At 38.0% G+C, this 13956-nt stretch carries 15 protein-coding genes; 3 read left to right on the top strand and 12 right to left on the bottom strand.

The annotated features are described in order from the left end of the window. Window positions 1-427: 427 nt before the first annotated feature. From tsaD to D0S48_RS15710, 6 genes are all read right to left on the bottom strand, one after another. Window positions 428-1447, bottom strand: coding sequence for a tRNA (adenosine(37)-N6)-threonylcarbamoyltransferase complex transferase subunit TsaD (tsaD, locus tag D0S48_RS15735; protein WP_151112597.1), 1020 nt, complete (start codon window positions 1445-1447; stop codon window positions 428-430). After that, a complete protein-coding gene (gene rimI, locus D0S48_RS15730; RefSeq protein ID WP_151112595.1) occupies window positions 1444-1902 on the bottom strand; it encodes a ribosomal protein S18-alanine N-acetyltransferase in 459 nt (152 codons plus the stop codon). Before rimI ends, tsaD begins: the two co-directional genes overlap by 4 nt. Beyond that, complete coding sequence (gene tsaB / locus D0S48_RS15725) at window positions 1892-2578, bottom strand: tRNA (adenosine(37)-N6)-threonylcarbamoyltransferase complex dimerization subunit type 1 TsaB (RefSeq protein ID WP_151112593.1); 687 nt, start codon at window positions 2576-2578, stop codon at window positions 1892-1894. Before tsaB ends, rimI begins: the two co-directional genes overlap by 11 nt. Continuing rightward, window positions 2575-3024, bottom strand: coding sequence for a tRNA (adenosine(37)-N6)-threonylcarbamoyltransferase complex ATPase subunit type 1 TsaE (tsaE, locus tag D0S48_RS15720; protein WP_144540623.1), 450 nt, complete (start codon window positions 3022-3024; stop codon window positions 2575-2577). The genes tsaB and tsaE overlap by 4 nt, the downstream gene beginning before the upstream one ends. A gap of 530 nt (window positions 3025-3554) precedes the next feature. Then, entirely contained in the window at window positions 3555-3965 is a 411-nt protein-coding gene (locus D0S48_RS15715; RefSeq protein ID WP_151112591.1) for a YugN family protein, read from the bottom strand. A 74-nt stretch (window positions 3966-4039) separates the two neighbouring features. Then, window positions 4040-4666, bottom strand: coding sequence for a GDSL-type esterase/lipase family protein (locus tag D0S48_RS15710; RefSeq protein WP_151112589.1), 627 nt, complete (start codon window positions 4664-4666; stop codon window positions 4040-4042). Window positions 4667-4774: 108 nt separating this feature from the next. On the opposite strand from D0S48_RS15710, the gene D0S48_RS15705 reads away from it, so the two are divergent. Further along, entirely contained in the window at window positions 4775-5827 is a 1053-nt protein-coding gene (locus D0S48_RS15705) for an acyltransferase family protein (RefSeq protein WP_151112587.1), read from the top strand. Between the two features lie 596 nt (window positions 5828-6423). Here D0S48_RS15705 and D0S48_RS15700 read toward each other — a convergent pair. The 3 genes from D0S48_RS15700 to D0S48_RS15690 are packed head-to-tail and all read right to left on the bottom strand — an operon-like array spanning window position 6424 to window position 9395. Then, window positions 6424-7245 (bottom strand): ABC transporter ATP-binding protein, encoded by an 822-nt coding sequence (locus tag D0S48_RS15700; protein ID WP_151112585.1) that lies wholly within the window; start codon window positions 7243-7245, stop codon window positions 6424-6426. Beyond that, the gene (locus tag D0S48_RS15695; protein WP_151112584.1) at window positions 7242-8246 is read right to left on the bottom strand and encodes a FecCD family ABC transporter permease; all 1005 of its coding nucleotides are present in this window, start codon (window positions 8244-8246) and stop codon (window positions 7242-7244) included. Before D0S48_RS15695 ends, D0S48_RS15700 begins: the two co-directional genes overlap by 4 nt. An 18-nt stretch (window positions 8247-8264) precedes the next feature. After that, complete coding sequence (locus D0S48_RS15690; protein ID WP_151112582.1) at window positions 8265-9395, bottom strand: ABC transporter substrate-binding protein; 1131 nt, start codon at window positions 9393-9395, stop codon at window positions 8265-8267. Window positions 9396-9601: 206 nt separating this feature from the next. Here D0S48_RS15690 and D0S48_RS15685 point away from each other — a divergent pair, with 206 nt between their 5' ends. Both D0S48_RS15685 and D0S48_RS15680 read left to right on the top strand, forming a co-directional pair. Then, window positions 9602-10243: a phosphate starvation-inducible protein PhoH gene (locus D0S48_RS15685; RefSeq protein WP_151112580.1), complete on the top strand. Its 642-nt coding sequence runs from the start codon at window positions 9602-9604 to the stop codon at window positions 10241-10243. Next, window positions 10240-10845 carry a hypothetical protein gene (locus tag D0S48_RS15680; protein WP_151112578.1) on the top strand — a complete coding sequence of 202 codons (606 nt, stop codon included), beginning with the start codon at window positions 10240-10242 and terminating at the stop codon, window positions 10843-10845. Before D0S48_RS15685 ends, D0S48_RS15680 begins: the two co-directional genes overlap by 4 nt. A 104-nt stretch (window positions 10846-10949) precedes the next feature. Here the strand turns inward: D0S48_RS15680 and purU are convergent, their stop codons facing one another. The 3 genes from purU to D0S48_RS15665 form a co-directional block, all read right to left on the bottom strand. Further along, a complete protein-coding gene (gene purU / locus D0S48_RS15675) occupies window positions 10950-11855 on the bottom strand; it encodes a formyltetrahydrofolate deformylase (protein WP_144540597.1) in 906 nt (301 codons plus the stop codon). A gap of 122 nt (window positions 11856-11977) precedes the next feature. Then, window positions 11978-12808, bottom strand: a complete 831-nt coding sequence (locus D0S48_RS21195; protein ID WP_191963817.1) for a 3D domain-containing protein — start codon at window positions 12806-12808, stop codon at window positions 11978-11980. 777 nt (window positions 12809-13585) lie between these two features. Next, a complete protein-coding gene (locus tag D0S48_RS15665) occupies window positions 13586-13906 on the bottom strand; it encodes a hypothetical protein (RefSeq protein ID WP_144541893.1) in 321 nt (106 codons plus the stop codon). Between the last annotated feature and the right edge of the window lie 50 nt (window positions 13907-13956).

Raw genomic sequence — 13956 nt, 5'->3', positions numbered from 1 at the left:
TCCGATTTTAGAGAGAAACCGACCAATTTTTGGGGTGAACTGTCCAATTATTTGCTCAAACCGTCCGATTTTTGGAGATTGTTCTGCGCTCCTTCTGAAAGCATATATAATAGCCTTGTTGTATTTTGTCGAACACTGGCATATATATAGGTCAAGTACCTTTTTCAACAAATTCTTTTTCCACATATTTATTAACATCAAAAATACTGTTATATCAATCTATCAACAGGTTTATCCACATTATCCACAGTTTTAAAACAAACTTTTCCACAAGGTGTAAGCATAAATAACCACAATATATTGAAAAAACACAACTTACTAACAAGTTATTCACAGATTGTGCATAAGTACGAATGTTCTCTATTGACAACAGAAATAATACGTGGTAAAAAATCCTCTTTTCTTGTCGAAGAAAAGAGGATTTCATTTAGTTCCAACTATTTAGTTCTAACCCTGGTCTTCCATTCATCGACAAATCTCCCGTTTGCCCTGCTGAGTACTTAGAGCTCCCAGCGGCTGCGATCATTGCGGCATTATCTGTACATAAATTTATAGGTGGTACATAGAATGGAATGTTTTCTTTTTCAAAGGCTTCTTCTAAAGATTTACGAAGTCCTTTATTTGCGGCTACTCCACCAGCAGCAATTACCTGCTTTACATTGAACTCTCTAGCTGCTCGTACGGTTTTAGTAGTCAGTACTTCTATTACACTTTGCTGGAATCCAGCTGCTAGGTGGTTTGGATTGATCTCTTCCCCACGTTGCTCCGCATTATGCTGATAGTTGATGACTGCCGATTTTAAGCCACTAAAGCTAAAATCATAAGAGCCTTCCTCTAGCCAAGCTCTTGGAAATGAAACTGCTTCATCGCTCTCATTCGCCAGACGATCAATATGTGGACCACCCGGATAAGGAAGATTCAAAACTCTTGCAACTTTATCATAAGCCTCACCAGCTGCATCATCGCGTGTTTCTCCGATTAGCTCAAACTGACCGTCTTTCTTCATCAATACTAACTCGGTATGCCCTCCCGAAACTACTAGAGCAAGCAATGGGAATTCCATCGGTTGGACTAATGCATTTGCGTAAATATGTCCTGCGATATGGTGGACGCCTACTAAAGGAAGGTCATTTGCAAACGCGAATGCTTTTGCTGCGTTTATTCCTATTAAAAGTGCCCCAACCAGTCCAGGTCCTTCAGTCACCGCTACTGCATCTAGTTCCTGCGGTGTCATGTTCGCTTGCTTCAATGCTTCTTCGATAACAAGCGTAATCTGCTCCACATGATGTCGAGAAGCAACCTCAGGCACTACTCCACCGAATCGTTTATGACTTTCTATTTGAGATGCTACTACATTGGTTATAATCTCTGTTCCATTTTTGACGATGGAAGCTGCGGTTTCATCACAGCTCGTTTCTATTCCTAATATATATTGATCTTTTGTCATTTGAATTCCACCCACATTACAAGAGCATCCTCTTGTGTATCTGTATAATAGTTTTTTCGAATGCCTCCGTCTTGGAAGCCTAGCTTATAATATAAGTTTTTTGCGACTATATTGGATACGCGCACCTCTAATGTCATGAGGACTACTTTTTGCTCCTTCACGACACGAATAGCCTCGCGCATTAAGCCTTCCCCAATTTTATGTCCTCGCATACGCTCAGCAACAGCCACGTTCGTGATATGACTTTCATCCATAACAATCCACATTCCACAGTAGCCGACAATATCCTTTTCCTCTGTCTCTGCTACTAAATAGTAGGAATATAGATTGGTCGTCATTTCATGCTCGAATGCTTCTCTAGTCCAAGGAAGAGTGAATGCTTCTTCTTCTATTAAAAGAACCTGGTCAATATCTTCTATTGTCATTTTGCGATAGGTGATAGTCTTAGTTTCCATTTTTCTTCTGCTCTTTCATCCAGTTTGCCTCTGCCTCAGTTATTCGCAAATATTCTGGCACCGCTGTATGTACATTTATCGGCTCCATGCTTTGAGCAATTTCTATTAGAACAGCTGCACTTGGTAAGGAGAACGCCGCTCCCGCCTGTTTTACCTTATCACCAAGCACCTCATTTATTTGTTCCCAATGAAGATTTACATCCATCCCAACAAATAAAACCGGCTGCTCCATTTCATCTAACAAAGCTAACAGGTCTACCATCGACATATGAGCTTCCTTCACTGTTTCTCCGTTTACATAAATTCCTGCAAATACATTTCCACGTCGCGCATCCATAATTGAACAAACTGCTCCTTGGAAATATGGCGCGTTCCCAGCTAGCACCTGTAGGCTTGAAACAGAGTAAATCGGAAGGTTCAGCGTCCATGCAAGCGTTTTGCCAATTGTTACACCAATTCGCACTCCCGTATACGAGCCCGGGCCTTTTGCAACAGCAATCGCATTTAGCTCACTCGGCTTGATGTTAGCTTTTTTCATGAGTTCCTCTATCGCGGGCATCGTTCCAATAGAATGAGTTACCTTCACTGAGGATTTATATTCCGCAAGCACCTGTCCATCTTTCACGATTGCTACTGCAAGCGGTGTATGAGATGTATCTATTCCTAACCAAATCATTCAAAAAGCTCCTCACATAATTGTTCATATCGTTTCCCAAAGGGTTCAAACGTAAATCTGCGTTTGTCTCCTTCTAGTCGGTGAATCTGTATCGCTAAACGTTCTGATGGTAAATCATCCTGTATTAAATGAGCCCATTCGATAATACTTACCGCTTCACCATAAAATAGCTCGTCCCAGCCTAAATCTTCATCACTATTAGCTAATCGGTACACATCCAAATGATTTAAAGGCAGTCTGCCCTCATATTGCTTCAATATAGTAAACGTCGGACTGTTCACATTTCTCGTGATTCCAAGCCCCTTCGCCACACTTTTCGTAAAAGTTGTCTTTCCCGCTCCAAGGTCTCCCTCTAATGTCAGGACATCTGCAGGATTTAGTTTTTCAGCGAGTTGTCGGGCTAATGCTTCCGTCTCCTGCTCCGAATCAATCAATCGTTCATACATCGTCGATCGCTTTCCTTTCAAGTACAAATCTATTTGACTCTATTATAAAGAATTACAGCTCATAATGTAACTATAGGGCATTTTTGTCGAGAGATCTCTTAAACAAATTTACGAAAATCTGTTTTGCAATAAACAGTCCGCTCACTGGACTTCGAACGGTTTAAGACATTCCTCAATCTGTTCTACTATTTCCCGCTGTTTTACTACAATCCCATCGTTTTTTACGACAATTCGCGCTTGGTTTACTACAATTCGCGTCTGGTTTACTACAATCAACCCGTAGTTTACTACAATCCTATATCCGCTCTACATTTTCCCTCTGATTTACTACAATCCAATCGTTTTTTACGACAATTCATGCCTGAATTACTACAATTCCCTCGTAGTTTGCGACAATCCCCTTCCAGTTTACTACAATCCCCAATCTACTCTCCCTCTCTCTCTCCCTCTCCCATGCAAATTTTCTCCAAACACTCCAAAACGCAAAAGGACCGCCTCACATCCCTTGTGAGACAGTCCTAAGTAAGATTTTATTGCAGTAATCGAAGCACTTTTTGAACTTCCTGCTCTCCAGCATGCTCCCAGCGGTTTTTGTCAGTGATATTGCCATCCTGATCAACAGGCGTCTGAAACTGATCGAAGCCAGTAGTGGTAAGCAATGAATTTTCATCCTTATCTAAACCGACGTTTACGACATGCTTAATCAAATAGGGGGACTGGAATCTAATGTGTGCATCAGAATCATCAAGCATCCCTTGAGTCACTGTAAAGGGAATTCGAAGGTAGATTGTTTCACCTTCCTCGCGACAGAGGATAGAGTCAAAGCTACCTTTATGGTAATCCCAGTTTCCTCCGATTGAATAGCCTAGACTTGAGATACGATCCTGTAAATCTCCAAAATTTGCGAACTTACCTTCTAGTTCTGTGTTAAGCTGAAGCATTTGCTATCACTCCTTCATATGAATTCTCGTTTATAGAGTTTCCCAAAGCGAGCGATAACATACAGATGAGAAAATCATTTTTCTTTTTCAAAAAATAAGCTAATGACCTTTTCAAAAAGCCCTTTTTTTGGTGGATCTCGATTTATTTCTACGAGCTTATTTGCGATTAAATCAGACAATATTTCGTATCCCGCCTCTCCAAAATGGAGGCCATCATCTTTTTCTCCAATTAAAAGCTCCTTGTAGTTTTCTCTGGAATACATAGCGGTAAAAAAATCGATATATTGACTTCCAGTTTCTTTGGCGACCTCATTTACTACAGTTGCATACCTTTGTAGTCTCTCATTAGTGCGATTTTCTTGTAAGAATTCATCTACAGGAGCTGGTGTGATGAGAATAGTTTTATGGGGACCAATTACTTTAGCAAATGTACATAAGTTTCGTTTATACTGCTCAATGTCTACTAATCGATGTGAGGCAGAATCATTGGCTCCAAACAGAACAGTGACAAAATCAGGTTTTTTTGCAATAACATCTGCGGCAAAGCGCTCGATTGCCTGTTCGGTTGTATTTCCCGAAACTCCAGCATTAATAAAGTCATAGTCAGGCAATTTATGAGATAGCTTAAACGTTAGCGCTGGAGCAGGGTAACCTTCTTTTCTTGCGGTGATACTATCACCAAAGCAAACGACAGTAGTCATATTACAAACCTCCAATCTATTAATTTTTATATTTTTATAGTGCTCTATAAGTTTATATTCACTAAAAAACGGTTATACAAACATATAAGACTGCCTTGGAGGAACATCATGAATAAAAAACGAGTTACTTGGGTAGATGTCACAAAGGGTTTTTTAATGATTTTAGTAGTTATAGGTCATTATCCTGGTGAACTAAACTTCCCATTATCCAAATATATCTATTGGTTTCACATGCCAGCTTTTTTCTTGCTAAGCGGTATATTTTTTAAGGAAATTAAAGAAGATGAAGCATCTAATAAAACCGTCAAAAAGAGATTCTTACAGCTTATGGTTCCGTATCTATTTTTCCTTTTATCCATTACCAGCATTCGTTACGGAATGGAGGTAGCTCAAGGTAATTATAATATATCTTGGTATCTTCAAGATTTATGGAAGCTAATTATTGCAGGAAGATTTGTACGAGGTGCATACGGAGTTTTCTGGTTTGTAACCACTTTATTCTTTACGTATTTACTATTTATGTGGATGACTAAATATTTAAGCAAAACAAAACAAATAAGCCTAATCGCTATTTGCTATTTAGCTGCACATTTGCAAAGTATTTTTGCTAGAGAAGTAATTAGTGAATCTGCAGTAGAGTCAGCACAATCTATTCCAATGGTATGGAATTTAGATGTAGTATTAATGGCAGTTGTATATTTCTCCTTAGGTTATTATGGTAAATCTCTTTGGATGAATGTAACCAAGCCTTGGCTTTTCAGTGCAAGCTTTGTAGCGTTTGGTATGATTCTAGCTGACCAAAACGGATTAATCAATTATAAGCTAAGTATGAAATTTTTACGATATGACCATATGTTATTAGATTTAATCGTTCCGATCTCCTTTATCATCGTCATTGTCGGTCTTTTCCAAAGAGTTACGAAGATTATTTCGTTAGATTGGTTAAGAAAAATCGAAAATCATTCCATTGCAATTATGTACTTACATATTTTTACGGACATGATTCTAAACGATTACGTTGAATATGGAGTCGTCGGTTACACTATATTATGTACTCTAATTCCAATTATTATTTCGGTCATTATTCAAAACGTTATCCCATATGGTAAATTTTTGCTAGGAGATATCCGCGCAAAAAAACCAATGCAGATAGAAATTTAAAAACCGCCATTTTGGCGGTTTTTTGATGTTTCAGTAAATATTTTCTAAATAAAAACTTTACGAACAAGAACATTTGTTCTGAAATGTGTTATAATAGAAAAAGCAATTGCATACCAGGTTGGGCGGCGGTCACTTCTTTCAAAGGGGTGATGCCAATGACAATTTACGAAACGATGAATTTGTTAATGCAGCTAAGTGCTGTCTTTCTAACAGCTTTTTCTATCGTAGTGACATTGATTATTTTCTTCATAAAAAAGAAATAACCGTCCCCTGGCAAAGGTTTGACGGTTATTTCTGACCTAGGACCAACCGCTCTTTCTGCGGTCTGCATATTGTTGGACTGGATATTGCAGTATCCAGTCCTTTAACTTACTTGCTTATTGTTATTATATACAGAAAGCAATGCATATTCAACTCATACTGGTCAAATATGCCTTACTTCTCTGCTTTTTACTAATAGATTTCATTACTAATGGATTACTTCATTTTATGCAACTATATTTTATATGTGTATCCTAAACAGTACAAATCTTAGATTATATAAAAAAGAATAGACATTTAAACGTCTACTCTTTTCTGATTTCTTCAACTCGCCCCTAATAAGTATCATTTCCGAAATATGTAGGCACCACGGTTTCATAAACCTGTCCGTCCAATTCATGTCTTAGACGCTTTACTTCAATTTGGAAATAATTCAAAATGTTTTCTTCCGTCATAACCTCAGAAACACTTCCGGTTATCACTGGCTTTTCTTTGGCGACCATTAAAACTTTATCTCCTAAATAAAATGCATGGTTGGCATAGTGTGTATTGATGACACAGGCTAACCCTTTTTCTTTCACTAACCTTTTAATTGTTTGTAGTATAATCTTTTGCTTTTGCATATCTAGATGCGATTCAGGTTCGTCCAATACTAAAATTTCTGGCTCTGCCACTAATGTTCGAGCGATTAATGCTAATTGCAGTTCTCCCCCACTGACAGATGTACAGGATTCCTCTGCTAAATGCTTGATGCCTACAGAGTCTAATGCTTCTAACGCTAAAGCATAGTCCTTTTTAGATGGCTGGGCGAATGAGCGAATGTAAACTGCTCTTCCCATCGTCACTAAATCTAAAATGGAATAGCTGAACGTCATACTCGAAGCTTGAGGAACGTAACCAATTTTTGTCCAGACTTCCTTAGAATTCATATTAGAAAGCGGCTCGCCATCGAGTAAGGTTGCCCCTCTTTTCCAATCCTGTAAACCCATCATGCATTTTAATAGAGTTGTCTTCCCTGCACCATTTGGGCCAAGTATGGACAATATTTGACCAGGATGAAGCTCAAAGTTGATATCATTTGCATAAAGTAGTTTTTGAGCATCAGGATTTTTGGCTTTTTTGTAAAAATAATTGCCGTCCTTTACCTGTAATATCATTTCCAGCCACCTCCTGTTTTACGAAGTAAATACGCGAAAAAAGGAGCTCCGATAATAGCTGTCAAAATAGAAAGTGGGATTTCAGCTGCCGTTAGACTTCGAGCAAGATTATCAATGACTAATAAGTATACTGCTCCTATGGAAATAGATGCAGGAAGGACATATTGATTGTTACTCCCTACAATCATTCGAGCGATATGTGGGATAATCAGCCCTACCCAGCCAATGATACCAGCTATTGAAACTGCTGCCGCAGTGATCAAGGTTGCCCCTAAAATAATTAGCCATTTCAGCTTGTTTACAGAAATACCTAATGATAATGCCTCTTCCTCCGAAAGGGAAAGGATATTCAATCTCCAGCGCAGCACATACAAAATTAGTATTCCAACCAAAATAATTGGTCCACCAATCATTAAATCGCTATAGCTTGCAGTACCAAGACTACCCATCAACCAATATGTTATTGCTGGCAGCTTTTCTTCAGGATCAGCTAGGAACTTCACGAGAGAGATTAAGGCCTGAAACAATGCACTAGTAACTACTCCTGCAAGGACAAGCATAAATATAGGCATATCTCGTTTTACTCCACCTATTAAAAATGTGAAGCCAATTGCAAGCATCCCCATTACTAATGCAATGATTTGCATCGTAAAGCTATTACCGAATAACAAAATTCCAATTGATGCACCAAATCCTGCACCAGCGGAAACACCTAAAATATCAGGGCTAACTAAAGGATTGGCGAACATTCCCTGGAACGCTGCACCGGCGATAGATAAACCTCCACCGATCAGCATAGCTAATAAAATTCTCGGCAAACGGACATTCATGACGACTGTTTCTTCCATATTAGACCATGTTTGATCCATTGGAATTATTTGTGAAAGTAATATTTTGATTTGAACAATGAAATCAATTTGATACCGGCCTACCCCAATCGAAATCAGACCAACTATGACAGGCAATGTCCAAAGTAATATCTTGATTAATTTAGACTTCATTTTTAAGACACCTTTGTATTAGTATTTTGCTGCTTCCGATGGTGGATTTAGAATTTCTTCCACTTGTGTATCAGTTAAATCATAACTATAGTAACGTTTGTAATAGTCTTTTATTTCTTCGTTCATGTCATACGTAAACAAATCTGGATGATTTTTTTGAGCCATCCATTTTAGCATCAATGGTGCATCTCCACTTGGTGGATACCAGCGATAAATACCGAGCGGCATTTTATAAACCTTTTTATCTTGAACTGCCTTTACTTCACTCCAGTCTTGGCTTTCGAAAACGTTGTTATACAAGTCCTCAGGCTGAGTTTCTGTAAAATTAGTGATATAAATGATATCAGGGTTCCATTTATAAATTTGCTCCATATTTACTGCTTTAATACCATCGACCTCTTCTGCTGCAACATCAATTCCACCAGTAGAGTTCAACCAACGGTTACCGTGCATACCTGTTCCAGCTACAGAAATCTCTCCATTATTATGGTATTGCAATACCATTACTCGAGGCATATCTTTCTCTTCAATACCTGCTTCGTCCAACGTGTCATAAATCATTTGTTGATTTTCTTCACCCTCTGCAATTATCTCTGCAGGTCGATCTGTTACACCAGTAATCTCTCCAGTTAAGGTCAACCAGCGATTCAATGTATCTAGCGGGTTAAGTGAGTCAGTAGCAGTGTCTAAAGCGACCGTTGTTATACCCGTATCTTCAAGTTTTTTCACCGTTTTTTCTTGATTAGCAATCTCAAAATATACATCTGGATCTAAAGACAATAGCTCCTCTACATTTACTTCACCATTTTCAATAAAGTTCGTTTTAGCATCTAGAATAGATGGTGAAATTTCCTTTAAAATAGAGTGGGAAGCTGCATTATAAGAATTTGGATGTATCCCTGCAATCTCCTCAGTAGAATTTGTAGCGATAAACCATGTAGAGAAGTATGGTAGTATTCCACCCATTACAATACTATCCAATGTTCCTGGTATCTCTACCTCTCTATTTAATTCGTCTACAATTAGCTTCGTTTCTTGGCTAGCCTCTAAATCCTTACTGCCCACTTCATTATCATTATTACCGCAGCCTGTTAGCAATAACGCTATGGAAGCCGATGCAATTAAATATCTATATGTACGTTTCCTCATTACATTTGTCCCCGTTTCTTATTGAGAATCATTTTCAACTACTAACTAACTTATAATAATTATCCCAAAAGGTCAAGAAAGCTTATTAAAAAAATAATATTCAGAATGCAATATAGTAAAATTTTGTCTTTTCATATTTTTAATTTTTGTGTTATGATGCAAACAAATGAGAATAGTTATCAATTAAATTAAATGGAGGGCTCTTTTTGGCTAACTCAAACAGTATTCTATATTTGGATCCAGGTCATGCCTTTGGATTGTCCAACCGTACCAATCCTTTCATGAACAAACATTTTACGATTATCGATCAATACCAATTAACTCAACATAATCTAGAGCCATACTGCTGTATAGTAGTTCACGATTTTGCAGACCAAGAGTATTTATATAAAAATAGAGCAATTATTCAAGTCTTTTTAGAGGCAGGTAAAATTGTTATTTTCGGGGGACATTTATTTAGAGAGTGGCTTCCTGGTTGTCCTATTTTTACTCCTAGAACTATTGAATCCCATGAAGATTACAATGTATATAAGAAAATAGATCATCCCATTTTTGAAGGAGTAGACACGGATGATATGACCTATAACAAAGGTGTGGCAGGCTTCTTTGCTAGGGTGACACACTCCCCTGTTCCAGCTGGTTCAGATGTACTTCTGACTTTCCGAGACGGAATGGCTATTACATATATTGATAGACAATCAACGAAAGGCACGATTTTAGTCCATTCTGGTCGAGATCTTTTCGCTCATCGCATGCAAAATAAATCGACAGATCGCATTAGCACTCAGCTGCTTCAATGGATTCAAGATGAATATCAGGTATTACAAAAGGGAGGCAGCACCAAATGAGAAAAATTGCCGTGATTTACAGTGGACATGCGCCTCATCACCGGACTTTTAATGAACCAAAATATAAGCAATACATTGACCGACTAATCTATTTCCCTGAATTCCAGGATGCTTCTTTAGAGGGAGTAGATGTATTGTTTGTGCCCTCTCAATTGAATGAGCATTTATTGATGAATGCGAAGGCGAAAATTCATGCTTTTGCTAATGATGGAGGAATTGTATTAGCCTTTGGGCCTCAGCCCTGGGAATGGCTCCCAAATCAAAAATGGGAAGAACGTGAGACTAATTTTTGGTGGTGGCTAGAAAAGGACGCAAAAAGTGGTTTAGTGTTAGCTGATCCAAAATATGATTTGTTCAACTATATAACCTTGAAAGATGCAACTTGGCACCAGCACGGTGTATTTTGGCCAGAGGAAGGTGCTCAAAAGCTGATTACTACTGAGGACGGAGGAGCTGTTCTTTACGTTGATAAGGTCAGCACAAAGGGTACTTGGATTATTACTACACTTGACCCAGACTATCATTTTGGCTCTTATTTCATGCCCGCAACTGAACGATTCCTAGATGGCTTTTTACCTTGGCTTGCTAAAGGTAATATATAAAAGAAACCTGTATCGAGATAAATCGATACAGGTTTTTTATTTATATTTCCTTCGCTTGAAATCTCTAGCGATTTACTAATTAAAGCTCCCACTATGGGTTCTATTTAATGAAATACGATTGTTTTATTGCCCTCTACAATTATTCGGTTTTCCAAATGCCATTTTACAGCTCTTGCTAGCACTCGTCGTTCGATTTGACGTCCAAGCTTCTTAAGATCAGTCACATCATCCCGATGGTCTACTCGTTCCACATCTTGTTCGATGATTGGCCCTTCATCCAAATTGTTTGTTACATAATGAGAGGTAGCACCGATCAGCTTTACTCCTCGTTCATATGCACGTTCATAGGGACCAGCTCCTATAAATGCTGGCAGGAATGAATGGTGGATATTGATAATGCGATTCTCAAAATGAGCAACAAAATCAGGAGTGAGTATTTGCATATATCGTGCCAAGATTAATAAATCCACCTCATATTGCTCCATTAATCGAATCTGCTCCTCTTCCACCTGCTTACGAATTTCTTTGTTAGCGGGAATATAGTGAAATGGAATTCCTAAAGACTCTACCATCGGGCGCGCCGTTTCATGATTGCTTATGACAACAACAATATCAGTGTCCAGATCACCATTTTGCCATTCCCATAGAAGTTCAATTAAACAATGTGGTTCTTGAGAGACAAAGATTGCAGAACGAATTCGCTGTGCTGGATATGAAAACTTATATTCCATTCCGTGGGTATGTGCTACTTCCTCAAAATCCTTTTCCATTTTAGCTGCCTTTGCCACTAAGTTGTCCCCGTGGTACGCAATTCGTATAAAGAACATCCCATTCTCAGGATTGCTTGAATACTGACTAGACTCTATGATATTGCATTCATGCTCATATAAAAAAGTAGATAGCACTGATACAATACCCGGCTTATCTACACATTTTACTAGTAGGCGTCCTCGATTTTCCAAAGTATTGTGATGCGTATTCAACACTTGCTTAACTTGTACATCGTCCATTTTTTATAACACCCTTTACGTAAATATTAATTTTCTCATTATCCTTCATTTTGAAAATCTTCACAAGTGCTTTATCTTCGACCAGAGAAAAAGCCTATGTAATATTTACATAGGCTTCTAACTTAATCTAAAATGATTAATTTAACTTGCTTTCTACCCCATTGCATTGCATTTTCATAGGATGGCATAAATACATCAATTTTATTACCTTTAATAGCCCCACCAGTATCACCTGCAATTGCCTCTCCATAACCTTCTACCCATACTCTTGTCCCAAGTGGAATTATACGTGGATCAACGGCAATTACTTTTTCTTCGGGATTGGCTCTTAAATCAATACCGTAGGCAGTTGTACCCGAGCATCCTGTACAATAGGCTGTATAGGCTGTTGCTTCCATCGTCATCTCAATGGAACCATCTGTTTTTGGTGCTTCTGCTACAACTGGTGCAGATACTTCAATCTTTGTCGATGCTGAGCTTGGAGCTACTGGCTCATTTGGTGGAGCAGTAACCCCCATCACCTGTCTCTTCGGTGAATCCTCCGATTTCCCAGTTCCTTGCTTCACTATTAATTCATCACCTGGAAATATTAAATCTCCTGTTATATTATTCATATTCATAAGTTCGCTGAGTGACAAATCATTTGCTAGAGCAATCCTATAGAGATTGTCCCCCTCGGTAACCGTGTAAATTACTGGCTCAGAACGAATTTTCATAAGCAATTTCATTGCATATAAGTCATCAAAATGTATATTAAAATCGTCCATCTCAGTTTCTAAGTCAGTTTCTAAGTCAGTTTCTTCGTCTACTAAATTCCTTTGGTCTGAAGCGTCGGTAAGAAGAATCATTTCATCCCTTTGATCCGTAGGGGATAAAACATTCGATGCGTGCGCTACTGAGTTTGTAGTTAAAGTAATTAGCGCAACGAATAAAATAGTCCTAACCTTGAACATAAAGTTCCTCCTTTGTACCTCTTTTCGTAAACTCTCTAGAGTATTGCCCCAAAACTTTAAAAAACAAACCCTCTAAATAAAAAAATAGAAGGTTTCGTTCGAAACAACTAAAGTTTTTAGAGAAACAAAGGACTTTATATCATAATAGATTGAGATTAAATTCATCAAATTCCTATTAATTCCACATTATAAAAATATCATAAAGAGTCATTGTATTAAATAAAAATACCCATTTTTTTCTAAATAAAACAACCCCTTTTCAACATCTACAAAATTGTATTTTCATTTAAAAATAATCGAATATTCACACTTTTAAGTGGGCAATTTTTAAAACTTAACGGGCGCTTTTCTCCATTTTAGGGGCGCAAACTTAGTTTTGGAGCTATATTCTTCGATTTAGGAGCGACTTTTACATATTTAGGAGACACTTCTGACTATGATATGGGCGCTTTTCTTCATTTTAGGGGCGCAAACTTAGTTTAGGAGCGGTTTTCTTCGATTTAGGAGCGGCTTTTACATGGTTAGGAGACACTTCTGGCTTCCGTACGGGCGCTTTTCTTCATTTTAGGGGCGCAAACTTAGTTTAGGAGCGGGTTTCTTCAATGTAGGAGCGACTTTTACATATTTAGGAGACACTTCAGAATCCATTACGGCTGCGAGCTTGGAGACAAATTTCTCATCATTTATTAATTTCACTATCAATTATTAATTAGAATTTTAAGCAAACAAAAATCCAGAGAAGAAAGCGATAAGCTCGTTTCTTTCTGGATCAGACTTTTATATCCATTTTAGGTTCTCCAATAGTTGATGAAAATTTTTTAAAAAGTTCTCCTTGCTCTCCTCGCTATTTAACGATTTAACATCTACCTGACTCATGAAGTGTAAAACCTCGGGATGATGATCCCAATTTTGTTCGAATCGATTCTTCAGCTCTACATACCAATCATATTGGTACATCCTTCGCATATGTCGGACGGCCCTTCGACTCTCTTCCGTGGTTACTTCCTTTGTCCTTCCATCTGAAAGAAACATGGACACTACAAACTTTGAAATATTATTAATATATTGGATAAACGTAGTGGATATCCTTTCTATCATACAATTCCTCCCCTGTCCCATTTACTACTATTATACGCTAAAACAGGTGG

This window comes from Psychrobacillus sp. AK 1817, from assembly GCF_008807035.1.
Lineage (GTDB): Bacteria > Bacillota > Bacilli > Bacillales_A > Planococcaceae > Psychrobacillus > Psychrobacillus faecigallinarum.
This window is presented reverse-complemented; position numbering and strand designations above follow the sequence as displayed.